The organism is Enterobacter chinensis (genome assembly GCF_034008295.1).
Lineage (GTDB): Bacteria > Pseudomonadota > Gammaproteobacteria > Enterobacterales > Enterobacteriaceae > Enterobacter > Enterobacter chinensis.
Genome location: NZ_JARDVI010000002.1, coordinates 390820 through 416856 on the forward strand (window position 1 = coordinate 390820; position 26037 = coordinate 416856).

Genomic DNA, 26037 nt, shown 5'->3' on the forward strand with positions numbered 1-26037 from the left:
ACCTAAAACTTTTCAAAATGGTTTACAAGTCGATTATGACCCAGGACGATCTCGCCTTCGACAAGCAGCATATCTGGCACCCTTACACCTCCACCACCCGTCCCCTGCCCGTCTATCCGGTGGCTTCGGCCCACGGCTGCGAGCTGCACCTCGCCGGCGGCGAGCTGCTGGTTGACGGAATGTCCTCCTGGTGGGCGGCCATTCACGGGTACAACCACCCGCGTCTGAATGCGGCGATGAAAGCGCAAATTGACCAGATGTCGCACGTCATGTTCGGCGGGATCACCCATCAGCCCGCCGTGGACCTCTGCCGCCGTCTGGTGGCGATGACGCCTGACGCGCTGGAGTGCGTGTTTCTTGCCGACTCCGGCTCCGTGGCCGTAGAAGTGGCGATGAAAATGGCGCTGCAGTACTGGCATGCAAAGGGCAAAACGCGCCAGCGGTTCCTCACCTTCCGCAATGGCTATCACGGAGATACCTTCGGTGCCATGTCGGTCTGCGATCCGGACAACTCCATGCACAGCCTGTGGAAAGGGTATCTGCCGGAAAACCTGTTTGCCCCGGCCCCGCAGAGCCGCTTTGACGGCGAGTGGAACGAGATGGACATGGTCGGTTTCGCACGGCTGATGGCGGCGCATCGTCATGACATCGCCGCGGTGATCCTTGAGCCGATTGTGCAGGGCGCAGGCGGAATGCGGATGTACCACCCGGAATGGCTGAAGCGTATTCGCAAGATGTGCGACCGCGAGGGCATTCTGCTGATTGCCGATGAGATCGCGACCGGGTTTGGCCGCACGGGCAAGCTGTTCGCCTGTGAGCATGCGGGTATTACGCCGGATATTCTGTGCCTGGGCAAAGCGCTCACCGGCGGCACCATGACGCTCTCCGCCACGCTGACAACCCGTCACGTTGCCGATACCATCAGCGACGGCGAAGCGGGCTGTTTCATGCATGGCCCAACGTTTATGGGCAACCCGCTGGCCTGCGCGGTCGCGAGTGAAAGCCTGGCGATTCTGGCGAGCGGCGAGTGGCAAACGCAGGTTGCGGCAATTGAAGCGCAGTTGAAAGAGGAACTGACCGCCGCCTCGGGGGCGAATTTCGTGGCGGACGTTCGCGTGCTGGGCGCCATCGGGGTGATTGAAACCACCCATCCGGTGAATATGGCGGCGCTGCAGCGCTTCTTCGTGGATCGGGGGGTGTGGGTACGACCTTTCGGCAAGCTTATCTACCTGATGCCGCCGTATATCATTACGCCCGTTCAGCTGCGCAAGCTCACCGCCGCGGTTGTCGAAGCCGTTAACAACCCCGCGCATTTCACGATTTAACCCCATGGGTTACACTTTCTGTACGCGTGATTAACGAGGGCAAACCGTATGAAAATCATCAGTAAAGATTTGCGCGACGGCGAAAAACTGCCAGAACGCCACGTATTCAACGGCATGGGGTATCAGGGAGACAATATCTCCCCCCATCTGGCGTGGGACGATGTTCCGGCTGGCACCAAAAGCTTTGTCGTCACCTGTTACGACCCGGATGCCCCTACCGGCTCCGGCTGGTGGCACTGGATTGTGGCGAACCTGCCTGCCGATACGCGCGTCCTGCCACAGGGTTCTGGCTCTGACCTGGTTGCCCTGCCTGAAGGCGCCATTCAGACGCGCACTGATTTTGGTAAAGCGGGCTACGGCGGCGCAGCGCCGCCAAAAGGGGAAACCCACCGCTATATCTTCACGGTGCACGCGCTGGATGTGGACAAGATTGAGGTCGATGAAGGCGCAAGCGGCGCGATGGTAGGGTTTAACGTGCATTTCCATACGCTTGGGAGCGCGTCGATTACGGCGATGTACTCGTAAAAAAAGCCGGGTGGCGGCTACGCCTTACCCGGCCTACATTTCGGATTCGTAGGCCCGGTAAGCGCAGCGCCACCGGGCAAAAAATCACAGTATGGAAGGCAACAACCCCACCAGGCGCCCTTCTTCCAGAAGCTGCATCGCCTTATCAATATCCGGCGCAAAGAAGCGGTCATCATCGTAATGCGATACGTGCTCGCGCAGCGTCTGACGCGCCTGCTCGAGCAGCGGGCTGGATTTTAGCCCTTCACGCAGATCGATACCCTGACACGCCGCCAGCCATTCTACCGCCAGCACGCCACGGGTGTTGGAGGCCATCTCCCAGAGGCGACGCCCGGCAGCCGGTGCCATCGAGACATGGTCTTCCTGATTCGCAGAGGTAGGCAGGCTGTCCACGCTGTGCGGGTGCGACAGGGCTTTGTTCTCGCTTGCCAGCGCCGCCGCGGTCACCTGCGCAATCATAAAGCCCGAGTTGACCCCGCCGTTACGCACCAGGAACGGTGGCAGCTGGGACATATGTTTATCCATCATCAGCGCAATGCGACGCTCGGACAACGCACCGATTTCGGCAATCGCCAGCGCGATATTGTCCGCCGCCATTGCCACCGGCTCGGCGTGGAAGTTACCGCCGGAGACCACCTCGTTTTCCTCGGCGAACACCAGCGGGTTATCGGATACCGCGTTGGCTTCCACCAGCAGTACATCTGCCGCCTGGCGCAGCTGGGTCAGACACGCGCCCATCACCTGCGGCTGGCAGCGCAGTGAATACGGATCCTGCACCTTGTCACAGTTGTGGTGTGAATCCGCAATTTCACTGCTGTCGGTAAGCACGTGACGGTACATGCTGGCCGCGTCAATCTGCCCGCGCTGGCCGCGCACGTCGTGGATGCGGGCATCGAACGGTCGACGCGAGCCCAGCACGGCTTCGGTGGTCAGCGCGCCGCACACTACCGCCGAGGCAAACAGGTCTTCAGCTTCAAACAGGCCGCGCAGCGCGAAAGCGGTCGACGCCTGCGTGCCGTTGAGCAGCGCCAGCCCCTCTTTCGCCGCCAGCGTAATCGGGTTTAACCCGGCTTTTTTCAGCGCCTCTTTTGCGGGGAGCCATTCGCCCTGCCAGCGCGCTTTACCTTCACCCAGCAGCAGCAGCGACATGTGCGCCAGCGGGGCCAGATCCCCGGAAGCGCCGACGGAACCTTTCGCCGGGATCCACGGATAGACCTGCGCATTGACCAGCGCCATCAGCGCCTGGATGACGCTCAGGCGAATGCCGGAGAAGCCGCGCGCCAGACTGTTGATTTTGAGTACCATCATCAGACGGACAATCTCATCATCCAGCGGCTGGCCGACGCCCGCCGCGTGTGACAGCACCAGCGAACGCTGTAAATTTTCCAGATCATGCGTCGCGATGCGGGTCTGCGCCAGCAGTCCAAAGCCGGTGTTAATCCCGTAGGCCGTGCGCCCTTCGGCAACGATGGCTTCGACGCAGGCGACGCTGTCGTTAATGGCGGCGTGGGCGCTTTCATCCAGCGAAAGGGTGACCGGTTTACGCCAGACGTTACGCAGCTGTTTGAGCGTCAGTGAGCCGGGAGTAAGTGTTAACGCGTTCATTAATGCTTTCCTTGTGTGGCAGGGATCATCGGCAGGTTAAGGCCCTGCTCTTTGGCACAGTCAATCGCAATCTCATAGCCCGCATCCGCATGACGCATCACGCCGGTTGCCGGGTCGTTGTGCAGTACGCGAGCGATACGCGCGGCGGCTTCATCCGTTCCGTCACAGACAATAACCATCCCGGAATGCTGGGAGAAGCCCATTCCTACGCCGCCACCGTGGTGCAGCGATACCCAGGTCGCGCCGCTGGCGGTATTCAACAGGGCGTTCAGCAATGGCCAGTCGGAGACCGCATCGGAGCCGTCGCGCATGGCTTCCGTTTCGCGGTTCGGGCTGGCGACGGAGCCGGAGTCCAGATGGTCGCGGCCGATAACAATCGGCGCGGAGACTTCGCCGCTGCGTACCATTTCGTTAAAAGCCAGACCCAGCTTTTGCCGCCACTCCAGCCCTACCCAGCAGATACGCGCCGGTAAGCCCTGGAAATTAATGCGCTCGCGGGCCATGTCCAGCCAGTGGTGCAGGTGCTCGTCATCCGCGACGATCTCCTTCACTTTGGCATCGGTCTTGTAGATATCTTCCGGATCGCCGGACAGGGCAACCCAGCGGAACGGACCGATGCCGCGGCAGAACAGCGGGCGGATATAGGCCGGGACGAACCCCGGGAAGTCGAAGGCGTTACTCACGCCCATCTCTTTCGCCATCTGGCGGATGTTGTTGCCGTAATCAAAGGTCGGAATGCCCATCCGGCTAAAGGCGAGCATGGCGGAGACGTGTTCTGCCATGGAACGTTTAGCGGCAAGCACCGTGCCTTCCGGGTCGGTTTCCGCTTTTTGCTGATAGGCTTCCCACCTCCAGCCTTTCGGCAGGTAACCGTGGAGCGGGTCGTGCGCGCTGGTCTGGTCGGTCACTAAATCAGGACGCACGCCGCGAGCAACCAGCTCAGGAAGAACATCCGCCGCGTTGCCGCACAGGGCAATCGAGACCGCTTTGCCTTCGGCGGTGTATTTTTTGATACGCGCCAGCGCATCATCCAGGCTGGTCGCCTGCTCGTCGACGTAACGGGTACGCAGACGGAAATCAATACGGCTCTGCTGGCACTCAATGTTCAGCGAACACGCACCGGCAAGCGTGGCGGCCAGCGGCTGCGCGCCGCCCATGCCGCCCAAACCGGCGGTCAGCACCCAGCGTCCTTTCAGCGAACCGTTATAGTGCTGGCGGCCGGCTTCCACGAAGGTCTCATAGGTGCCCTGCACAATCCCCTGGCTGCCGATGTAGATCCAGCTACCCGCGGTCATCTGGCCATACATCGCCAGCCCTTTGGCGTCGAGTTCGTTGAAATGTTCCCAGGTGGCCCAGTGCGGCACGAGGTTAGAGTTGGCAATCAGCACGCGCGGCGCGTTCTTGTGCGTTTTAAACACGCCCACCGGCTTGCCGGACTGCACCAGCAGGGTTTCGTCGTGTTCGAGTTCGGTCAGGGATTTTACAATTGCGTCATAGCATTCCCAGTTGCGCGCGGCGCGGCCTATGCCGCCGTAGACCACCAGCTCGTGGGGGTTTTCCGCCACCTCAGGATCAAGGTTGTTCATCAACATGCGCAGCGGTGCTTCGGTGAGCCAGCTTTTGGCGGTAAGTGTGGTGCCGCGCGCGGCGCGGACATCCTGCTGGCGGTATTTACCTGACGACATTGTGTGCTCCTCATACGGGACAGTGATGCATTTAGATATACTTGTATAGACAAGCACACACAAGGTCAGATTTAACAAAAAAGATACAATTTTGTTATATTGCGTTAGCTATCACGCTTTTAAAACTTATGACATAAAGTGGCCCTGCAGCCGGTAGCGATTACCCGGGAAAAGCAGCCGGGCATGCGACACAATGTGCGACGAGGACCAGGTTCGACGGCGGATCAACAGGCACGGATCGTGCTCTTTAATGCGCAGCCGTTCACACTCCTGCGGCGTGGCGCGCACCGCTTCCACAATGTGCTCCCCTTCCGTCAGCGGTGCGACAAGCGAGAGATACGCGTGCGGCGTGGTTTGGGTGTAATCCTGGTCCAGATAGTCCGGTATCCGTTCAGCGTTAACGCAGCGATCTTCAATTTGCACCGGAATGTCGTTTTCGAAATGCACCATCACGGAGTGGAAGATGCGGCTTCCCTCCTTGACGTTAAGCTCTGTGGCCTGCTCGGCGCTGGCCTGGGTTTCCTCAAGCACCAGCACTTCACAGCGGTGCTGATGATTACGTGCGGCAATCTCGTCCGCAATACTGCGGATTTCAAACAGAGCGGATTGCCCTTTCGGTTCCGCCACAAACGTTCCGACGCCCTGCAGACGCACCAGAAGACCTTCGTCGGTCAGTTCGCGCAGCGCCCGGTTGACGGTCATTCGGCTAAAACCAAACTGCGCCACCAGTTCGGCCTCCGACGGAATACGATCGTGCGGCCGCCAGACGCCGGTGGCGATTTTTTCGCTTATCGCCTGCTTCACCTTCTCGTAGAAAGGCGCGGGAGGGCTCGACTGCGGCAGCGGTGAGCGTGAAAACATCATGACTCCTTAAAGGGTGTTATGCCCACCAGTGAGCAATTTGCCAGGCCAGACGGGCGGCAAGCTTTGCGCCCTGTCCGTCCCGATCGTACTGCGGGTTAAACTCTACCAGATCGGCGGCCTGTAGCTTACCGCTACGACAGATATGTTCGATGATGGGCAAGAGATCCAGGGCCGGTATGCCTAACGCTGCCGGTGCGGAAACGGCGGGCATTTCGCTGGCGGGCAGGACGTCCAGATCGATTGTCAGGTAGATGCGATCGGCCTGCGCCAGCACCTTTTCCAGCGCAGACAACGCATCGCGCCTGAAATGGAGATCTTCCACCAGCGTGACGTTCAGGCGTTCGGCCTCATCCCATAATGCCTGGGTGTTCGCCGCCCGGCTCACGCCAAAGCAGGCGTAGCGAAATTCCCGCCCGCCTGCTTCACAGTAGTTTGCCAGCTGGCGAAACGGCGTGCCGGACGTCGCGCGGTCGGCCCTGCGCAGGTCAAGGTGTGCATCCAGGTTAATCACCGCCACGCGCTCGTCAGGGAAGGCATCCAGAATCCCCCGGCCGTGCGCCCAGGCGGTTTCATGCCCGCCGCCAAAGACCAGCGTGCGCATGCCGGACTGCTGACAGGCCGTGACGGCATCGCTTAACGCCTGCTGCGCCGCTTCCAGCTCTTCACCTTCAACGTACACCGAGCCCATATCCGCCAGCCGGTCATGTCCCTGATGGCTGGCCATATTCGCCAGCGCTTTTCGCAGCATATCCGGTGCCTGCACGGCGCCGGGCCTGCCCTGATTGCGTTTGACCCCTTCATCACACTCAAATCCTATCAGCGCGATGCCGGATGGCAGGGGAATAAATTGCGCCTGCTGTTGTATCGTCTGAAAAATACGCTTTGCATTGCTGGCCTCAGCGCTGTCGTCTCGCCCCTGCCAGACCGTTTCTGCAACGGGCCGCCATAGCTTCATACTGCCTCCCCACGGAAAATACGTTGATACAGCGGATTGCGTCCCGGTTCGTAGACCATCTCTACCGGATGGTGTGCATCCCAGACGATGAAATCAGCAACAAACCCTGCCCGCAGCTGCCCGTGGGTTGCGCCACGGCCCAGCGCCTGCGCGGCATGCCGCGTGACGCCAGCCCAGGCTTCTTCAGGCGTCAGACCAAACTGGACGCAGGCCATATTCATCGCCAGGTGCAGGCTCGCAAACGGGCTGGTGCCCGGGTTATAGTCGGTGGCAACGGCCATCGGCACGCCCTGTTTTCTGAGCAGTTCCACCGGCGGACGCTGACGCTCCTGAAGAAAATAGAACGCGCCGGGTAGCAGTACCGCCACCGTACCGCTTTGCGCCATCGCCTGAACGCCTGCATCATCAAGATATTCGATATGATCGGCCGACAGCCCGTGATATCGGCTGACCAGCGCCGCTCCGCCCAGATTTGAAAGCTGCTCCACATGACCTTTTACCGGGATACCGAGCGCAGTCGCCGCCTGGAAGAGGCGCTCGGTTTGCGACGGCGTAAAGCCGACGTTTTCACAAAACACGTCCACCGCTTCAAACAACTCTTTTTGCCACAGTGCAGGCATGATCTGCTCGCAGACCAGCGTGAGGTACGCATCCGGATCCTGTCTGTATTCCGCCGGCACCGCGTGCGCAGCCAGCAGCGTTGGGCTGATATCGATCGGGTTATTGAGGCTCAGCTGGCGTGCGACCTGCAGCATCTTCTCTTCAGCGTCGGCGTTAAGCCCGTATCCGGACTTGATCTCAACCGTAGTGACGCCTTCATTCATCAGCCGCTGCAACCGCTGCTGCGCCAGTTTAAGCAGGGTTTCGGGCGTGCTGCTGCGCGTCGCCGTCACGGTAGCGTTAATCCCGCCCCCCTGTGCGCTGATGGTTTGATAAGAGACGCCGTTCAGACGCTGCTCCCACTCCGCCGCGCGATCGCCGCCGAACACCAGGTGGGTATGGCAGTCAATCAGGCCCGGCGTCACCAGACGCCCCTGAAGATCGACGCAGTTACGGTGTCCGCCAGGAATATCAGATTCAGGAATCACGGCAACAATGGTGTGGCCGCGCACGACCAGGGCGTGTTGCTCTTTTAGTCCATAAGGCGCATGGACATCCGGAGCCATCGTCGCCAGTCGCGCATTTCGCCATATTACATCGTCGGGATGAAGCTGCTGCATGGGGCATTCCACTTGTCATGGGTTGTATAGACATTTATTTTCATCTGCTGTCTGCTGTCAACCGACTTTATGGAAATTGTTATTTATTTGTGATCACTTACCTGCCGCTCCAGGGCTAAAAATGCAACTTTTACCCTTTTTATCTTCCCGTTTCGCTCAACTTAGTATAAAAAAGCAGGCTATTTCGTCTATCCCGTTTAAGACTTGCATACCCAGGAGCTCTACCTTGAACATTTCCAGGATTTCCCGTCTGGCGTTAGCACTCGCCTTTGGCGTGACCTTATCCGCATGCAGTTCAACACCACCGGATCAGCGACCTTCTGAGCAGGTTGCACCCGGTACCGCCTCCCGCCCGGTTTTGTCCGCTGATGAAGCGAAGAATTTCGACCGTGCCCACTACTTCTCGGCGATGGATCCAAACGCTGCGCCGTGGACACCGTCTTCTATTAACCTGCCTAAACAGCCAGACTTCGTGGTTGGCCCGGCGGGGGCGCAGGGCGTAACGCATACCTCTATTCAGGCTGCGGTTGATGCTGCCATCACTAAACACAGCGCGTCTCGCCAGTACATCGCGATCCTGCCAGGCGAATATGAAGGCACCGTGTATGTTCCGGCGGCACCAGGCAGCATTACGCTGTACGGTCTGGGCGAAAAAGCGATCGACGTGAAAATTGGTCTGGCGATTGACTCTGAAATCGACAGCAATACCTGGCGTCGTCTGGTGAACCCGGCCGGTAAATATATGCCGGGCAAACCGGCGTGGTACATGTTTGATAACTGCCAGAGCAAGCGTTCCGCCACCATTGGCGTGATGTGCTCCGCGGTATTCTGGTCTCAGAATAACGGTCTGCAGCTGCAGAACCTGACCATTCAGAATACCCTGGGTGACAGCGTTGATGCCGGTAACCATCAGGCGGTAGCGCTGCGTAGCGATGGCGACCAGGTTCAGATTAACAACGTGAACATTCTCGGCCGTCAGAACACCTTCTTCGTGACCAACAGCGGCGTGCAGAACACCCTGCAGAATAACCGTCTGACCCGTACGCTGGTAACCAACAGCTACGTTGAAGGCGACGTGGATCTGGTGTCCGGTCGCGGCGCGGTGGTGTTTGATAATACCGATTTCCGCGTGGTGAATTCACGTACCCAGCAGGAAGGCTATGTGTTTGCTCCGGCAACCCAGTCTAACCTGTTCTACGGCTTCCTGGCTGTAAACAGCCGCTTTAACGCTGCCGGTGACGGTGTGGCCCAGCTGGGTCGCTCCCTGGATGTGGACTCTGCGACCAACGGCCAGGTGGTGATCCGCGACAGCGTGATCAACGAAGGCTTCAACATGGCGAAGCCGTGGGCTGATGCCGCAATCTCTAAACGTCCGTTCTCCGGCAATACCGGCGCGGTGGATGATAAAGGGAACGTGCAGCGCAACCTGAACGACGCTAACTTCAACCGCATGTGGGAATACAACAACCGCGGTCTGGGTAGCAAAGTGGTTGCTGAGCCTAAGCAGTAATCTGTTTTTTGCCGGGTGGCGGCTTCGCCTTACCCGGCCTACAGAAATAAAAAAAACCTCGCATTTGCGAGGTTTTTTGTTTTAAGCAGCTTAGTGAGCGTTAACGACAACCCACATCGGCCCCTGGCCGACGGCGTAGCGCCCTTTCTCTTCCAGCAGCCCCTGCTCACCTTTGATTTCATACAGCGCGATGTGGTGGGATTTCTGCCCTGCCGCAATCAGGTATTTACCGCTGTGATCGATGTTAAAGCCGCGCGGCTGGGTCTCCGTTGGCTGGAAACCTTCAATGGCCAGCACGCTGCCATCCTCGGAGACGCTGAAGACGGTAATCAGGCTGGAGGTACGGTCACAGGCGTACAGATGACGGCCATCCGGCGTAATGTGAATATCAGCCGCCCAGCGGGTGTCGGAGAAGTCAGACGGCATCATATCCAGCGTCTGCACGCACTCAATCTGGCCGTTAGGATCTTTCAGTTCCCATACGTCCACTGAGCTGTTCAGTTCATTGACCACGTAGGCGTACTGCTGGTTCGGATGGAAGACCATATGACGCGGGCCCGCGCCCTCAACGGTAGTGACTTCAGCAGGATTCTGCGCCACCAGGTGACCATCGTCGCTCAGGGTGAACAGGCAGATACGATCCTGCTTCAGCGCAGGCACCCACAGCGTGCGGTTATCCGGAGAGATATTCGCCGAGTGGCAGCCTTCAAGCCCTTCCACCACATCCACGGTTTCGACCGGAATGCCATCTTCCAGACGCGTTACGCTGACGCAGCCCGCGTTATACGAGCCGCTGAAGACAAAGTTGCCTTTACGATCGGTAGAGATATGGGTTGGGCTGCCCGGCAATGGCGCTTCGGCAGTATAGGTCAGCGCGCCATCGTCCGGAGAAATGCGATAGGCCAGCACGCGGAACTCCGGGCGCACACCCACGTACAAGAAACGTTTATCCGGGCTGATGACCATCGGCTGCACCTGACCTGGCACATCTACAACCTGAACCAGCGTGAGTGACCCTTCGGTATTTAAACGCCAGACGTGGATCTGCTGGCTTTCAGGACTGGCGGTATAAACGGTTTGTTTCATGAATATTCACTCCTCACTGCGCATGAAAGTAATTAACTTTTGACGGTGAATGCTGAATTGTCGACAGGAATTTTGAAGCGTCCGCCTCTCGGTGTACCATCCCATCAAAACGTAAATTCAATATTAACCCGGGAAAACAGATGACCTCGCGTGTGATTGCTCTGGATTTAGACGGTACCTTACTGACGCCGCAAAAAACCCTTCTCCCCTCCTCCCTTGAAGCACTAAAACGCGCGCAGGAAGTGGGATATCAACTCCTTATCGTAACGGGTCGACATCACGTTGCCATTCACCCTTTTTATCAGGCACTGGCGTTAGATACACCTGCAATTTGCTGTAATGGCACTTATTTGTATGATTATCAGGCAAAAAAGGTTTTAGAATCCGACCCGCTGCCGGTTCCCCAGGCGCTGCAACTGATTGATCTGCTTGATGAGCATGACGTTCACGGTCTGATGTACGTGGACAACGCGATGGTGTACGAGCGCCCTACTGGCCATGTGGTACGCACCAGCAACTGGGCGCTGTCCCTGCCTGAAGCGCAGCGTCCGGTCTTTACCCAGGTTTCTTCCCTGCGTCAGGCAGCCCAGGACGTTGAGGCTATCTGGAAATTCGCCCTGACGGATGAAGATACCACCAAACTGAATGCCTTCGCGAAACATGTGGAACAGACGCTGGGTCTGGAGTGCGAGTGGTCCTGGCACGACCAGGTCGATATTGCCCGCAAAGGCAACAGCAAAGGCAAGCGTTTGACGCAGTATGTGGCGTCACAGGGCGGGTCGATGCAGGATGTGATTGCCTTTGGCGATAACTACAACGACATCAGCATGCTGGAAGCCGCCGGTACGGGCGTGGCGATGGGTAACGCCGATGACGCCGTGAAGGCGCGCGCCAACGTGGTGATTGGCGACAACACCACCGACAGCATCGCGCAGTACATTTATACCCATCTGCTGTAATCAGGTGGTGATAGAGACGCTCTTGATTTGCGCGTAAAGCCACAGGCCGGGTTTGATCCCTAACTCATCCCTGGCCCACGGGCTGATGCGCGCCCAGAGCGTTCGGCTTCCCACCTCAAGCTTCACTTCCACCTGACCGTTATCATCAAAACACTCCGCCACTTTGGCGCGCAGAATATTTCGAATACTGGTCTGCAGCGGGGGTTGCAGCACCAGCGAGACGTCAGACGCCTGGATACGGATCCGCAGAGCTGACTGCAGCGGTTTGTCGATCTTATTGACCCAAAGATGCTGGTCACCCAGCGCCAGCGCGGTCATCGCGTAGTGCGGGTGATGTTCCAGAACGCTCACTTTAAGAATGCTGCTCTGCTGTTCTTTTGGTAACCAGGGGTGCATCACGCTGCTGCCCCATACCTCCTCCAGTTTGCCGAAGGCCTTAACGCTGCCCTCTTCCAGCACCAGCACGTTATCGGCCAGATGCAGGATCTCATCCAGCGAATGGCTGACGTAGAGCATCGGAATATTAATTTCACGCGTCAGGCGCTGCAGGTAGGGCAGGAGCTCACGTTTACGCGGAATATCCAGCGAGGCAAGTGGTTCGTCGAGCAACAGCAGCTCGGGTGCGGTCAGCAACGCGCGGCCAATCGCCACGCGCTGTTTTTCTCCGCCGGAAAGCGAAGAAGGCAGTCTGTCCAGCAGAGGTTCGATACCTAAAAGCGCTACCAGCTTATCAAACTGCGAAGCCATGCTTTTCGCCATGCCGTAACGCAGGTTGCCGCGCACGCTGTAGTGCGGGAATAAGCGCGCATCCTGGAAAACATAGCCAATACGGCGTTTATCAGGCGACAGATACACCTTATTTTCCACGTTGTTTAAGACGCGGTTGTTCAATACAATCCGTCCTGACTGCGGGCGGGTCAGACCGCTGATGGCATTAATCAGCGACGTTTTCCCCGCTCCCGACACGCCAAAGATGGCGGTGATGCCGCTTGCAGGCAGCGTCTCGCTAAGCGTCAGGGTATGGTTTCCCAGCGTCTGGGTAAAATGAAGCTCAAGCATGTCTATTTCCCCATCCGCTCGCGGCTGAGCCGCGCCAGCCATTCAGACACCATTAGCGATACCAGCGCCAGCACAATTGAAATAATACACAGCCGCGCCGCCGCGCCTTCACCGCCCGGAGTTTGAATCAGAGTATACATCGCCGACGGGATGGTTCGCGTCTCGCCGGGAATATTCGACACAAAGGTGATCGTCGCGCCAAACTCGCCGAGCGAGCGGGCGAAGGCCAGCACCGTGCCGACAATAATGCCGGGTAACGTTAGGGGAAGCGTGATGGTGAAAAAGACGCGCCAGCGCCCGGCGCCCAGCGTGCGGGCCGCCTGTTCGAGTTTCATGTCCACGCCTTCCAGCGCGAGGCGGATCGCCCTCACCATCAGCGGGAATGACATTACCGCCGCCGCCAGCACCGCACCGCGCCAGCTAAACGCAAACGTCAACCCAAACCAGTCGTAGAGTTTCTCGCCGATAAAACCGCGTCGCCCCATCGAAATCAGCAACAGATAACCGACCACTACGGGCGGCAATACGAGCGGAAGATGAAGCACGCTGTCGAGCAGCGCTTTGCCGGGAAACCGACAGCGCACCAGCAGCCAGGCAAAGAAGATCCCAAAGGGCAAGCTCAGCGCAACCGCCAGGGAGGAGACTTTCAGGCTCAGCAGAACAGCCTGCCATTCAGGATCGGTCAATATCATCAGTGAGTCGTAAATCCATAACGTTTAAAGATTGCGGACGCTTGTGGCCCCTTCAAATAATCGCGGAAGGCCGTCACGGTCGCATTTTTATGTCCATCAACAATCGCAACAGGGTATTCCACTTTCTTGTGGGAGTCTTCCGGGAAGGTTGCGACCACTTTAACACCCTTGCTGGCAACGGCATCAGAGCCATAGACAATGCCCAGCGGGGCTTCGTTGCGTTCCACCAGCGCCAGCGCGCCGCGAACGTCTTCCGCTGGCGCCAGTTTCGGCGACAGGGTCTCCCACGCGCCCAGCTTTTGTAGCGCTTCTTTGGCGTAAATCCCGGCCGGAACGTGCTCCGGGTCCCCCACCGCCAGACGACCGCCGTTCAGCAGGCGGGTCCAGTTTGTCTCTTTGTTGATGGTGATGTCGGCCTGTGAGCTGGCTTTTGACGCCACAACGACCAGGCTATTGCCCAGCAGCGTTTCGCGGGTTGCCGCATCAATCGCTTTCTTCTCCGCTGCGTAATCCATCCACTTCTGGTCAGCCGAAATGAACAGATCCGCCGGTGCGCCCGCTTCTATCTGGCGCGCCAGCGTAGAGGAAGACGCAAACGAGGAGACCACCTCGACGTTTTTCTCTTTTTTATACGCCGCCGCGATATCCTGCATTGCATTGGTCAACGACGCCGCCGCAAAGACCGTAATTTTACCGTCGTCCGCCAGCGCGTGTCCGGTAAGTGAAAGTGTCAGCGTTGCCCCTGCGAAAAGGCGTACCCATGTACGTGCCATTTGTAGCTCCTGTGAGTATCGTTATATACATACCAATATAACGGTAACGTCAGGGAGATCCCAGCGTTTAATCGTACCGCTCAAGGGGTAAATCGGCGTGATACATTAAATGATATCGGCGAAAGTGAGAAAACCTTGAGAGCAAAACGCCCGGACAAGCCGGGCGTTTTGTGGGGAATCAATGCTGCTTTTTAGCCTGGTCTCTGTGACCAATGTTCGAAAAGAGGTTGAACACTTCACCCAGGCCGTAGATGGCACCGAGGATGATGGCCATCACTACTGGTACCATGATCACGGCGAATACCAGACTTTTCAACAACTCTAACATGGTTTTCTCCAGATATTGTGAATGGCTTATTCTACCCTTTCAAGTGAGAAAAACATCCCCTTTTGTGCGGTACCCTTTGCGCCCTGCACCATTTGGGTCACAATACTCTTTTTGCCAGGATACTGTTATGCAGGCCGAAATTCTCCTCACTCTCAGACTTCAGCAAAAGCTTTTCGCCGATCCGCGACGTATCGCCCTGCTTAAACAAATAGAACAAACCGGCTCGATTAGCCAGGGGGCGAAAAACGCCGGGATTAGCTATAAAAGCGCCTGGGATGCCATCAACGACATGAACACCCTGAGCGAGCAACCGCTGGTAGACAGAGCCACAGGCGGCAAAGGCGGCGGTGGTGCAATCGTGACACGCTATGGCCAGCGTCTTATTCAGCTTTACGATCTCCTGGGCCAGATCCAGCAAAAAGCGTTCGATGCGTTAAGCGATGACGATAACGTGCCGCTGGACAGTTTGCTGGCCGCCATTTCCCGCTTCTCGTTGCAAACCAGCGCCCGCAACCAGTGGTTTGGTACGGTGACGGCGCGCGATAATCTCCAGGTACAGCAGCATATAGAGATCCTGCTTGCAGATGGCACCACCCGTCTGAAAGCCGCGATAACGGCACAAAGCGCAGAACGGCTTGCACTGGATGAAGGTAAAGAGGTGCTGGTGTTGCTGAAAGCGCCGTGGGTCAATATCACACGCCATGCCGACGCGGCAAAAGCAGCAGATAACCAGCTCCAGGGCGCAATCAGCCATATCGAACGCGGCAAGGAGCAGTGCGAAGTGTTGATGACTCTGGCAGACGGACAAAAGCTTTGCGCGACGATACCGCTCAGCGATGCGGACGGTTTAGAAGAAGGGGATGTTGTCACCGCCTGGTTCAACGCAGACCGGGTGATTATCGCCACATTGTGCTGAGCGCATTGACAATCGTACCAACAGTGCGTATCCCTGATATCTGTTGCTGCAAAAACAGGGATAAATCATGTCATCATTGCATATTTCGCAAGGCACGTTTCGTCTTGGCGATACCCGAACGCTGACGATTGCTGATTTGACAATACGCGCGGGTGAAAGCTGGGCGTTTGTCGGCACTAACGGCAGCGGTAAATCTGCGCTGGCCCGCGCGCTGGCCGGCGAGCTCACCCTCCTCAAGGGTGACTATCAGCGTGACGTTACTCGCCTGACGCGTCTGTCATTTGAACAACTGCAAAAGCTGGTGAGCGACGAGTGGCAGCGCAACAACACCGATTTGCTCAGCCCTGGTGAAGAAGATACCGGCCGCACGACGGCGGAAATTATTCAGGATGAGGTGAAAGATCCTGCCCGCTGTCAGCGCCTGGCAGAACGGTTCGGCATCACCGGCCTGCTGGACCGGCGCTTTAAATACCTTTCTACCGGCGAGACGCGAAAAACGCTGCTTTGTCAGGCACTAATGAGCGAGCCTGAGCTGCTGATCCTCGACGAACCGTTCGACGGCCTTGACGTGCAATCCCGTGCGCAGCTGGCATCCCTGCTGGAGTCGCTTAATCAGCAGGGATATACCCTCGTGCTGGTGCTTAACCGTTTTGATGAAATTCCGGATTTTATCCAGCACGCAGGCGTACTGGCCGACTGTAACCTGACAGAGACTGGCGAAAAATCGGCGCTCCTTAAGCAGGCGCTCATTGCCCAGCTCGCCCATAGCGAACGGCTTGACGGTATTACCCTTCCGGAGCCTGACGCCCCTTCGGCCCGCCACGCGCTCGATCCCCACCAGCCACGCATCGTGCTGCGTGACGGGGTGGTCTCTTATGACGATCGCCCGATCCTTAACCACCTCAGCTGGACGGTCAATCCTGGCGAACACTGGCAGATTGTCGGCCCCAACGGCGCGGGAAAATCGACGCTGCTGAGCCTGATAACCGGCGATCACCCGCAGGGCTACAGCAACGATCTCACGCTGTTTGGCCGGCGTCGCGGCAGCGGCGAAACCATCTGGGATATTAAAAAACATATCGGCTACGTCAGCAGCAGCCTGCATCTGGACTACCGGGTCAGTACCACGGTACGCAACGCGATCCTTTCCGGCTATTTTGATTCCATCGGCATTTATCAGGCGGTGTCGGACAAACAGCGCAAGCTGGCTCAGCAGTGGCTGGATATTCTCGGCATGGACAACCGGGTCGCTGACGCGCCGTTTCATAGCCTGTCGTGGGGGCAGCAGCGCCTGGCGCTTATCGTTCGCGCGCTGGTGAAACATCCTACGCTGCTTATTCTGGATGAACCGCTGCAGGGGCTGGATCCGCTAAACCGCCAGCTGATCCGCCGCTTTGTCGATGTGCTGATTGGCGAAGGCGAAACGCAGCTGCTGTTTGTTTCACACCATGCCGAAGATGCCCCCTCCTGCATAACCCATCGCCTGGAGTTTATTCCGGACGGTGACAACTACCATTATCTGCAAAGCAAAATCGATTAGCCTCCGGAGGGCCCCGCCCTCCGTTTTTCAGATAACCTGCACTAAGACATCTCTATCCCGTTGATCTACAATGCCCCATTACGGTTGAAAATCGGATTTTAAAAACAGTGTAAACGATTCCACTATTTTATCCCATGTCACACTTTTCGCGTCTCTGTTATGCTATGGTTATTACATACCATAAGCCCAATGGAGCTAAATATGCGAGTTCTGGTAACAGGTGGTAGCGGTTACATAGGTAGTCATACCTGCGTGCAGCTGCTGCAAAACGGCCACGATGTCATCATCCTCGATAACCTGTGCAACAGTAAGCGCAGCGTGCTGCCTGTGATTGAACGTCTTGGCGGTAAACAGCCGACTTTCGTGGAAGGCGACATCCGCAACGAAGCGCTGATGACAGAGATCCTTCACGACCACGCTATTGAAGCGGTGATCCACTTCGCCGGTCTGAAAGCGGTCGGCGAATCGGTAGCGAAACCGCTTGAGTATTACGACAATAACGTTAACGGTACGCTGCGTTTAATCTCTGCTATGCGCGCCGCAAACGTGAAGAATTTCATCTTCAGTTCTTCCGCCACCGTCTACGGCGATCAGCCCAAAATTCCTTACGTTGAGAGCTTCCCTACCGGTACGCCGCAAAGCCCGTATGGCAAAAGCAAGCTGATGGTGGAGCAGATCCTGACCGACCTGCAAAAAGCACAGCCTGAGTGGAGCATCGCCCTGCTGCGCTACTTCAACCCGGTCGGCGCCCATCCGTCTGGCGATATGGGTGAAGACCCGCAGGGCATTCCAAATAACCTGATGCCGTATATCGCCCAGGTTGCCGTAGGCCGCCGCGACTCGCTGGCTATTTTTGGTAACGACTATCCAACCGAAGATGGCACCGGCGTGCGTGACTATATCCACGTGATGGATCTGGCCGACGGCCACGTGGCGGCGATGCAGCAGCTGGCTGACAAACCTGGCGTGCATATTTACAACCTTGGCGCCGGGATCGGCAGCAGCGTGCTGGATGTGGTTAACGCCTTCAGCAAAGCCTGCGGCAAGCCGGTGAACTACCACTTTGCTCCACGTCGTGAAGGCGATCTCCCGGCGTACTGGGCCGATGCCTCCAAAGCTGACAAAGAGCTTAACTGGCGTGTCACCCGCACGCTTGATGAAATGGCACAGGATACCTGGCACTGGCAGTCGCGCCATCCGCAGGGTTATCCGGACTAAGGATCCGTCATGACTTTGTTTAATCCCGTCGATCATCCGCATCGTCGTTTTAACCCGTTAAGCGGGCAATGGATTTTGGTTTCTCCGCATCGCGCAAAGCGCCCCTGGCAGGGGGCGCAAGAGACGCCTGCGAAACAAACGCTTCCACAGCACGACCCGGACTGCTTCCTGTGTCCGGGCAATACGCGCGTGACGGGAGATAAAAACCCGAATTACAAAGGCACCTTCGTTTTCACCAATGATTTCGCGGCCCTGATGACCGACACGCCGGACGCGCCGGAAAGCCACGATCCGCTGATGCGCTGCGAAAGCGCACGCGGTACCAGCCGCGTGATCTGCTTCTCGCCCGATCACAGCAAAACGCTGCCTGAACTGAGCGTTGAGGCGCTAAAAGAGGTCGTAAGCACCTGGCAAACGCAAACCGCAGAGCTGGGTCAGACTTATCCGTGGGTGCAGGTGTTCGAAAACAAAGGCGCAGCCATGGGCTGTTCTAACCCGCATCCGCACGGTCAGATCTGGGCAAACAGTTTCCTGCCCAACGAAGCCGAGCGTGAAGACCGCCTGCAAAAAGCGTATTACGCGGAAAACGGTTCCCCAATGCTGGTGGATTACACCCGCCGTGAGCTGGCCGACGGCAGCCGTACCGTGGTGGAAACCGAACACTGGCTGGCCGTCGTACCTTACTGGGCCGCCTGGCCGTTTGAAACGCTGCTGCTGCCGAAAGCGCACGTACAGCGCATTACCGAACTCAACGACGCGCAGCGCGACGACCTTGCTCTGGCGCTAAAAAAACTGACCAGCCGTTACGACAATCTGTTCCAGTGCTCCTTCCCGTACTCAATGGGCTGGCACGGTGCACCGTTTAACGGGGAAGAGAATCAGCACTGGCAGCTGCACGCCCATTTCTATCCGCCGCTGCTGCGCTCTGCGACAGTACGTAAATTTATGGTGGGCTATGAAATGCTGGCGGAAACGCAGCGTGACCTGACGGCGGAACAGGCGGCAGAACGTCTGCGGGCCGTTAGCGACGTCCATTATCGCGAATCAGGAGTCTAATAAATGAGTCTGAAAGATAAAACACAATCCCTGTTTGCTGAAAAATTTGGCTACCCTGCCACTCACGTTATCCAGGCGCCTGGCCGCGTCAACCTGATCGGTGAACACACCGACTACAACGACGGCTTTGTTCTGCCCTGCGCCATCGATTACCAGACCGTCATCAGCTGTGCGAAGCGCGACGACCGTAAAGTCCGCGTCATTGCCGCGGATTACGGTAATGAGACGGACGAGTTTTCCCTCGATGCCCCGATCGTGACGCACGACAGCCAGCAGTGGTCTAACTACGTGCGCGGCGTGGTGAAGCATCTGCAGAAGCGTAACAAGAACTTTGGCGGTGCGGATTTAGTTATTAGCGGCAACGTGCCGCAGGGTGCGGGTTTAAGCTCCTCGGCTTCTCTGGAAGTCGCCGTAGGAACCGTCTTCCAGCAGCTTTATCATCTGCCGCTGGACGGCGCGCAAATCGCCCTGAATGGTCAGGAAGCAGAGAACCAGTTCGTGGGCTGTAACTGCGGCATCATGGACCAGCTGATCTCTGCGCTGGGCAAAAAAGAACACGCGCTGCTGATCGACTGCCGTTCTCTTGGCACCAAAGCCGTTCCCCTGCCAAAAGGTGCGGCTGTCGTGATCGTCAACAGCAACTTTAAACGCACGCTGGTGGGTAGCGAATACAACACGCGCCGCGAACAATGCGAGACCGGCGCTCGCTTCTTCCAGCAGCCCGCCCTGCGCGACGTAACGCTCAATGAATTTAACAAAGTGGCATACGAGCTGGATCCGGTCGTTGCCAAACGCGTTCGTCACGTACTGACAGAGAACGCCCGTACCGTTGAAGCCGCGTCCGCGCTGGCGAAAGGCGACCTGAAACGTATGGGTGAGCTGATGGCGGAATCTCATGCCTCCATGCGCGACGACTTTGAAATCACCGTGCCGCAAATCGACACGCTGGTTGAGATCGTAAAAGCAACAATTGGCGATAAAGGCGGCGTGCGCATGACCGGCGGCGGTTTCGGGGGCTGCATCGTTGCCCTGGTGCCGGAAGAACTTGTTCCTGCCGTCCAGCAGGCGGTAGAAAAACAGTACGAAGCGAAAACGGGTATTAAAGAAACTTTCTACGTGTGTAAAGCATCACAAGGAGCCGGACAGTGCTAAATGAAACACCCACCCTTGCACCGGATGGTCTGCCGTATCGCCTGTTAACCCTGCGCAACAGCGCAGGGATGGTGGTTACGCTGATGGACTGGGGAGCCACGCTGCTTTCCGCCCGCGTTCCCATGCCGGATGGCAGCGTACGCGAAACCCTTCTCGGCTGCGCCTCGCCTGAGCAGTATATCAATCAGTCCGCCTATCTGGGCGCGTCCGTAGGGCGCTATGCTAACCGCATCGCGAAAAGCCGCTTTGAACTCGACGGCGTGCAGTACGACCTGCTCCCAAGCCAGGGTGAGAACCAGCTGCACGGCGGCCCGGAAGGCTTTGACAAACGTCGCTGGAAAATTGTCCGCCAAAACGACAGCGAAGTGCAGTTCTCACTGGATTCGCTTGATGGGGATCAGGGTTTCCCGGGGAACCTTATCGCCTCCGCACGCTTTACGCTGACCGACGACAACCGTATCGCTATTGAATACCGTGCGACAGTCGACAAGCCATGTCCGGTCAATCTGACCAATCACGCGTATTTTAATCTGGACGGTAACCAGTGCGACGTGCGTAACCATAAGCTGCAAATCTTTGCGGATGACTATTTGCCGGTTGACGAGATGGGCATTCCGTATCAGGGGCTGAAGTGCGTGAGCGGCACCAGCTTTGACTTCCGCAGTGCGAAAACCATCGCACAGGATTTCCTGAGCGATGACGATCAGCGCAAGGTGAAAGGCTACGACCACGCTTTCCTGCTGCAGGCAAAAGGTGATGTGAAGCAACCTGCAGCACAGGTCTGGTCTGCGGATGAAAAGCTGCAGATGACGGTTTATACCTCCGCACCTGCGCTGCAATTCTACTCAGGCAACTATCTTGGCGGCACGACGGCGCGCGAACACGATGAGTACAGCGACTGGCAAGGCCTGGCGCTGGAGAGCGAGTTCCTCCCGGACAGCCCGAATCATCCGGAATGGCCGCAGCCAGACTGTGTGCTGCGCCCGGGTGAAGAGTATGTTAGCGTGACGGAATATCATTTTATTCCGCATTGATTTTAAGCCCTCCCATCGGAGGGCTTTTTTCTGCACGCCTTGCTGAAAATAGCGCCGATCGCAGACAAAATCATAACCCTGGATTCACAAGCATCTTACACTCAGAGACTATTTTCGCTATGGTTAGGGTTAAGCGTTGCTGCTGGCATAGCCACGGCAATATAATGAGAATTGTTATCATTCTAAAAATGCTTGAGGAGTAAGAGATGGCTATAACTAAGCTGGTCCTGGTGCGTCACGGCGAAAGTCAGTGGAACAACGAAAACCGCTTTACCGGTTGGTACGACGTTGATCTGTCCGAGAAAGGCGTAAGCGAAGCAAAAGCAGCAGGTAAACTGCTGAAGGAAGAAGGCTTCAGCTTTGATTTTGCTTACACCTCTGTGCTGAAACGTGCCATCCACACCCTGTGGAACGTTCTTGACGAACTGGATCAGGCCTGGCTGCCGGTTGAGAAATCCTGGAAACTGAACGAACGTCACTACGGTGCGCTGCAGGGTCTGAACAAAGCAGAAACCGCTGAAAAATATGGCGACGAGCAGGTTAAACAGTGGCGCCGCGGTTTCGCAATTACGCCACCGGAGCTGACCAAAGATGACGAGCGCTACCCGGGCCACGACCCACGTTATGCAAAACTGACCGACGCTGAGCTGCCAACCACCGAGAGCCTGGCGCTGACCATCGACCGCGTTGTGCCTTACTGGAACGAAACCATTCTGCCACGCCTGAAAAGCGGTGAGCGCGTGATTATCGCCGCTCACGGTAACTCCCTGCGTGCGCTGGTAAAATACCTGGACAACATGGGTGAAGACGAAATCCTCGAACTGAACATCCCGACTGGCGTACCGCTGGTATATGAGTTCGACGAAAACTTCAAACCAATCAAACATTACTATCTGGGTAACGCAGAAGAAATCGCGGCGAAAGCAGCGGCTGTCGCGAACCAGGGTAAAGCGAAGTAATTTTCGCAAGACATAAAAAAAGCGCGGAACCTTCCGCGCTTTTTTATTTCCGCATCGGATTAACCGCGACGCGCTTTTACCGCATTCGCCAGCTGACTCAGGATCGTGTCGGTATCTTCCCAGCCAATGCAGGCATCCGTCACGCTCTTACCATAAACCAGCGGTTCGCTGCTTTCCAGGTTCTGGTTACCTTCAACCAGATGGCTTTCGATCATCACCCCAATCACCGCCTTCTCACCGCCGGCAATCTGCTGACAGACGTCTGCACCCACTTCCATCTGCTTTTTGAACTGCTTGCTGGAGTTGGCATGGCTGAAATCGATCATGACCTGCGGTGGCAGCCCGGCTTTTTCCAGCCCGACCTTCACTTCTGCGACATGCTTTGCACTGTAGTTTGGCTCTTTGCCGCCGCGCAAAATGATATGGCAGTCGCCGTTCCCGCTGGTGTTAACAATGGCGGAGTGACCCCATTTTGTCACCGACAGGAAGCAGTGCGGTGCGCCAGCAGCATTGATGGCATCAATGGCCACCTTCATCGTGCCATCCGTCCCGTTTTTAAAACCAACCGGGCAAGAGAGACCGGAAGCCAGCTCGCGGTGAACCTGAGATTCGGTGGTACGGGCACCAATTGCGCCCCAGCTCATCAGGTCTGCCAGATACTGAGGCGTAATCATGTCCAGAAACTCACCGGCCGCAGGCAGGCCGCTGTCGTTGATCTCCAGCAGCAGCTTGCGCGCGATGCGCAGACCGTCGTTGATCTGGAAACTGTTATCCATGTGCGGATCGTTAATCAGCCCTTTCCAGCCCACGGTGGTACGCGGTTTTTCAAAGTAAACGCGCATCACGATTTCAAGCTCGCCCTTCAGCTCTTCACGTAACTGGAGCAGTCTTGCTGCATACTCTTTTGCCGCCGCAGGATCGTGAATAGAGCACGGGCCAATCACCACCAGAAGACGATCGTCATTACCTTTCAGGATCTTATGGATCGCTTTACGAGCATGAGAAACCGTGTTTGCGGCATTTTCAGTGGCGGGGAATTTCTCAAGGAGTGCTACAGGAGGTAATAACTCATTGATCTCTTTAATACGTAAATCGTCGTTCTGATAATTCATTTTCTTTCCAGCTCTGCCATATCTTTTGTAATGAAAGCAATCCTTTCAATCTATCTTGTCGACCAGGAAGTGTAAACACGGTTTTACACTTCACGCAGATAATTCCTGGAATTAGCCTAAAAATCGCCACAAAATAGCGAAAAATGAGATCTAACCTAAGCTTTTTAACTGTAACAACCAATTTTACACGCTTAAACGCGATTCCCTACTGACATAAGTCGGTAATGCGGGAGCTTTCGCCTCTGAAAAAGATGCACTGTTGGAGAATGTTATCCAGCGTAACGACAAGAACAGGAGCACCATGATGAAAATGACAAAACTGGCAACCCTCTTCCTGACAGCCACACTTACCCTGGCAAGCGGCAGCGTCCTTGCTGCGGAAACGGGTAGCTCAGACAACAACGGTGATGCCAATGCGGCAGCGTCAGCAGGCCAGGTCGCCCCTGATGCGAAACAAAATATCGCCCCGAATAATGTCGATAATAACCAGATCAACACCGGCAATACCAATACCGGCGGCACCATGCTGCATCCGAACGGTAGCGGTTCCGGCACTATGAATCATGACAATATGAGTTCGGATGAGGTTCATAAGAACTCTATGTGCAAAGACGGCAAATGCCCGAATCCTAACGACAAGGTGGGTAATGACGCCAATACCAAAACCGATGGCACTACCCAATAATCCGCTGTGATCGGAAGAAAAAGGAGAGCTCAGGCTCTCCTTTCTTTTTGGAGCAACCCATTAAAAACGCTACACTAAAAACAATAATAAATCAGGAAAGCAGACATGGCGCATACCCACTCACACTCACAAACTCCGGGCAACGACAACGCTAAACGACTTATGCTGGCCTTTGGCGTCACGGCAACGTTTATGGTTATCGAAGTCATTGGCGGGCTGGTTTCCGGCTCTCTGGCGCTTCTGGCTGATGCCGGGCATATGCTGACCGATGCAGCCGCGTTGCTCTTCGCCCTGCTGGCCGTGCAGTTTGCGCGTCGACCTCCGAATGCGCGCCATACCTTCGGCTGGCTGAGGCTGACAACCCTTGCCGCGTTTGTTAACGCTATTGCGCTGGTGGTCATTACCGTTCTTATCGTCTGGGAGGCGGTACAGCGTTTTAGACACCCTCAGCCGATCGCCGGGGCGACAATGATGGTGATAGCCGTGGCAGGGCTGCTGGCGAATATCCTGGCATTCTGGATTTTGCACCGCGGCAGCGGGGAGAAGAACCTCAACGTGCGGGCTGCGGCTCTGCATGTCCTGGGTGATTTGCTCGGTTCAGTCGGGGCGATTGTGGCCGCGCTGGTGATCCTCTATACCGGCTGGACGCCTGTCGATCCGATTCTTTCCGTGTTGGTATCGTGTCTGGTCTTGCGCAGCGCCTGGCGGTTGCTGAAGGAGAGCGTCAATGAACTGCTTGAAGGGGCACCGGCATCCATGGATATTGACGAGCTGAAACGTAACCTGCGCCGTTCTGTCCCGGAAGTCCGCAATGTTCATCATGTACACGTCTGGCTGGTGGGGGAGAAACCGGTCATGACCTTGCACGTCCAGGTGATCCCGCCTAACGACCATGATGCGCTGCTTGAACGTATCCAGCATTTTCTTGAACATCACTACGAAATTGGCCACGTCACCATTCAGATGGAGTATCAGCCTTGTAACGGCCCGGACTGCCACCTTAACGAGGCGCAGTCCGGCCATTCGCATCATCATCACCACTAGCTGGAAAGCGCGTGAGAGCCTCGCTCACGCGCGCTGTTAATCCACATTCGGCTGCCGTTCAGCGCAATGAAGGTCAGCAGCAGATATTCCAGCGACATGGCATAGACGCCCTGTAGCGCGAAAATTACCACGCTGATGACGTTGATGATGACCCACAGCAGCCAGTTCTCAACGTATTTACGGGTCATCAGGATCATCGCCGCAATCGACAGCACCATCATGCAGGAATCCCAGAACGGGAAGGCATCTGGCTGGAGCTCTGGCATCGTCACATTCAACCCTATGCCGGACATGACCGCCACAGCAATGCGGGTCAGGAACGCAAACACCGGGTTGATGTAGACGGTCATTAAACCAATGGCAACCACGCAGGCGACAAGCCAAGCGATCGCTTTCGGCAACGGCAGCCAGCGGATTTGAAGCTCGGCCTCCTGCTGACTGTTCTGGCGCGACCACGCATACCAGCCGTAAATATTGGCTGCGAAGAAGAACAGCTGCAAAAGCAGGCTTGCGTAGAGCTGGATCTGGAAGAAGATAATCGCAAACAGCGTGACGTTTATGAGCCCGAACGCGTAATTACTGATCTTCTCCAGGCTTGCGAGCCAGATACACAGTAATCCCGCCAGCGTGCCAACGGCCTCAATCCATGACAGGTCATAGCCACCTGCACCAATCGGTATATGAACCAGAATGTTCTGTGTGCTAAAAAAATCCATCTTTTCCCCAGGGCGTGTT

The 26037-nt window shown here is 56.7% G+C and carries 25 protein-coding genes; 13 read left to right on the forward strand and 12 right to left on the reverse strand.

Translation table 11 applies throughout. The features are described from left to right. Positions 1-35 precede the first annotated feature (35 nt). Positions 36-1325, forward strand: a complete 1290-nt coding sequence (bioA, locus tag PYW49_RS06780; protein ID WP_407057605.1) for an adenosylmethionine--8-amino-7-oxononanoate transaminase — start codon at positions 36-38, stop codon at positions 1323-1325. Positions 1326-1373: 48 nt separating this feature from the next. Beyond that, complete coding sequence (locus PYW49_RS06785) at positions 1374-1850, forward strand: kinase inhibitor (protein ID WP_047347040.1); 477 nt, start codon at positions 1374-1376, stop codon at positions 1848-1850. Between the two features lie 84 nt (positions 1851-1934). On the opposite strand, the gene hutH is transcribed toward PYW49_RS06785, so the two are convergent. The 5 genes from hutH to hutI all read right to left on the reverse strand — a co-directional run bounded on the left by hutH (position 1935) and on the right by hutI (position 8179). Further along, positions 1935-3455, reverse strand: a complete 1521-nt coding sequence (gene hutH, locus PYW49_RS06790) for a histidine ammonia-lyase (protein ID WP_134349370.1) — start codon at positions 3453-3455, stop codon at positions 1935-1937. Beyond that, complete coding sequence (gene hutU / locus PYW49_RS06795) at positions 3455-5140, reverse strand: urocanate hydratase (protein ID WP_320386048.1); 1686 nt, start codon at positions 5138-5140, stop codon at positions 3455-3457. The genes hutH and hutU overlap by 1 nt, the downstream gene beginning before the upstream one ends. A 126-nt stretch (positions 5141-5266) precedes the next feature. Continuing rightward, complete coding sequence (locus PYW49_RS06800; protein WP_134349397.1) at positions 5267-6001, reverse strand: histidine utilization repressor; 735 nt, start codon at positions 5999-6001, stop codon at positions 5267-5269. Between the two features lie 19 nt (positions 6002-6020). Beyond that, the gene (hutG, locus tag PYW49_RS06805; protein ID WP_320386049.1) at positions 6021-6959 is read right to left on the reverse strand and encodes a formimidoylglutamase; all 939 of its coding nucleotides are present in this window, start codon (positions 6957-6959) and stop codon (positions 6021-6023) included. Continuing rightward, positions 6956-8179, reverse strand: coding sequence for an imidazolonepropionase (hutI, locus tag PYW49_RS06810; protein WP_320386050.1), 1224 nt, complete (start codon positions 8177-8179; stop codon positions 6956-6958). Before hutI ends, hutG begins: the two co-directional genes overlap by 4 nt. Before the next feature lie 226 nt (positions 8180-8405). Here hutI and PYW49_RS06815 point away from each other — a divergent pair, with 226 nt between their 5' ends. Then, positions 8406-9689: a putative acyl-CoA thioester hydrolase gene (locus PYW49_RS06815; RefSeq protein WP_047347046.1), complete on the forward strand. Its 1284-nt coding sequence runs from the start codon at positions 8406-8408 to the stop codon at positions 9687-9689. 90 nt (positions 9690-9779) lie between these two features. On the opposite strand, the gene pgl is transcribed toward PYW49_RS06815, so the two are convergent. Then, positions 9780-10775: a 6-phosphogluconolactonase gene (pgl, locus tag PYW49_RS06820; RefSeq protein ID WP_320386051.1), complete on the reverse strand. Its 996-nt coding sequence runs from the start codon at positions 10773-10775 to the stop codon at positions 9780-9782. A gap of 140 nt (positions 10776-10915) precedes the next feature. Between pgl and PYW49_RS06825 the strand changes: the two genes are divergently transcribed. After that, positions 10916-11734, forward strand: a complete 819-nt coding sequence (locus PYW49_RS06825) for a pyridoxal phosphatase (protein WP_134349375.1) — start codon at positions 10916-10918, stop codon at positions 11732-11734. On the opposite strand, the gene modC is transcribed toward PYW49_RS06825, so the two are convergent. From modC to PYW49_RS06845, 4 genes are all read right to left on the reverse strand, one after another. After that, positions 11735-12793, reverse strand: a complete 1059-nt coding sequence (gene modC, locus PYW49_RS06830) for a molybdenum ABC transporter ATP-binding protein ModC (protein ID WP_320386052.1) — start codon at positions 12791-12793, stop codon at positions 11735-11737. It abuts the gene before it with no gap. Positions 12794-12795: 2 nt separating this feature from the next. Continuing rightward, positions 12796-13485 carry a molybdate ABC transporter permease subunit gene (modB, locus tag PYW49_RS06835; RefSeq protein ID WP_320386053.1) on the reverse strand — a complete coding sequence of 230 codons (690 nt, stop codon included), beginning with the start codon at positions 13483-13485 and terminating at the stop codon, positions 12796-12798. Next, complete coding sequence (gene modA, locus PYW49_RS06840) at positions 13485-14258, reverse strand: molybdate ABC transporter substrate-binding protein (protein WP_320386054.1); 774 nt, start codon at positions 14256-14258, stop codon at positions 13485-13487. The genes modB and modA overlap by 1 nt, the downstream gene beginning before the upstream one ends. 178 nt (positions 14259-14436) lie before the next feature. After that, positions 14437-14586 carry an AcrZ family multidrug efflux pump-associated protein gene (locus tag PYW49_RS06845; protein WP_320386055.1) on the reverse strand — a complete coding sequence of 50 codons (150 nt, stop codon included), beginning with the start codon at positions 14584-14586 and terminating at the stop codon, positions 14437-14439. Between the two features lie 127 nt (positions 14587-14713). On the opposite strand from PYW49_RS06845, the gene modE reads away from it, so the two are divergent. The 7 genes from modE (at position 14714) to gpmA (ending at position 22461) form a co-directional block, all read left to right on the forward strand. Continuing rightward, positions 14714-15502: a molybdenum-dependent transcriptional regulator gene (gene modE / locus PYW49_RS06850; RefSeq protein WP_320386057.1), complete on the forward strand. Its 789-nt coding sequence runs from the start codon at positions 14714-14716 to the stop codon at positions 15500-15502. Positions 15503-15569: 67 nt separating this feature from the next. Then, on the forward strand, positions 15570-17042 hold the full coding sequence (gene modF / locus PYW49_RS06855; protein ID WP_320386058.1) for a molybdate ABC transporter ATP-binding protein ModF: 1473 nt from the start codon (positions 15570-15572) through the stop codon (positions 17040-17042). Positions 17043-17243: 201 nt separating this feature from the next. After that, on the forward strand, positions 17244-18260 hold the full coding sequence (gene galE, locus PYW49_RS06860) for a UDP-glucose 4-epimerase GalE (RefSeq protein ID WP_320386059.1): 1017 nt from the start codon (positions 17244-17246) through the stop codon (positions 18258-18260). Between the two features lie 9 nt (positions 18261-18269). Continuing rightward, positions 18270-19316: a galactose-1-phosphate uridylyltransferase gene (gene galT / locus PYW49_RS06865; RefSeq protein ID WP_320386060.1), complete on the forward strand. Its 1047-nt coding sequence runs from the start codon at positions 18270-18272 to the stop codon at positions 19314-19316. A 3-nt stretch (positions 19317-19319) separates the two neighbouring features. Beyond that, positions 19320-20468: a galactokinase gene (gene galK / locus PYW49_RS06870; protein WP_320386061.1), complete on the forward strand. Its 1149-nt coding sequence runs from the start codon at positions 19320-19322 to the stop codon at positions 20466-20468. Then, positions 20462-21502 (forward strand): galactose-1-epimerase, encoded by a 1041-nt coding sequence (gene galM / locus PYW49_RS06875; protein WP_134349382.1) that lies wholly within the window; start codon positions 20462-20464, stop codon positions 21500-21502. The genes galK and galM overlap by 7 nt, the downstream gene beginning before the upstream one ends. 206 nt (positions 21503-21708) lie before the next feature. Further along, positions 21709-22461, forward strand: coding sequence for a 2,3-diphosphoglycerate-dependent phosphoglycerate mutase (gene gpmA / locus PYW49_RS06880; protein ID WP_023310804.1), 753 nt, complete (start codon positions 21709-21711; stop codon positions 22459-22461). A 59-nt stretch (positions 22462-22520) separates the two neighbouring features. On the opposite strand, the gene aroG is transcribed toward gpmA, so the two are convergent. Beyond that, positions 22521-23573 (reverse strand): 3-deoxy-7-phosphoheptulonate synthase AroG, encoded by a 1053-nt coding sequence (gene aroG / locus PYW49_RS06885; RefSeq protein WP_320386062.1) that lies wholly within the window; start codon positions 23571-23573, stop codon positions 22521-22523. Positions 23574-23877: 304 nt separating this feature from the next. On the opposite strand from aroG, the gene PYW49_RS06890 reads away from it, so the two are divergent. Both PYW49_RS06890 and zitB read left to right on the forward strand, forming a co-directional pair. After that, complete coding sequence (locus PYW49_RS06890) at positions 23878-24258, forward strand: protein YbgS (protein ID WP_134349398.1); 381 nt, start codon at positions 23878-23880, stop codon at positions 24256-24258. A 105-nt stretch (positions 24259-24363) separates the two neighbouring features. Continuing rightward, positions 24364-25302, forward strand: a complete 939-nt coding sequence (gene zitB / locus PYW49_RS06895; RefSeq protein ID WP_134349384.1) for a CDF family zinc transporter ZitB — start codon at positions 24364-24366, stop codon at positions 25300-25302. Here the strand turns inward: zitB and pnuC are convergent. Next, entirely contained in the window at positions 25299-26018 is a 720-nt protein-coding gene (gene pnuC / locus PYW49_RS06900; protein WP_320386063.1) for a nicotinamide riboside transporter PnuC, read from the reverse strand. The genes zitB and pnuC overlap by 4 nt on opposite strands. Positions 26019-26037: the final 19 nt, after the last annotated feature.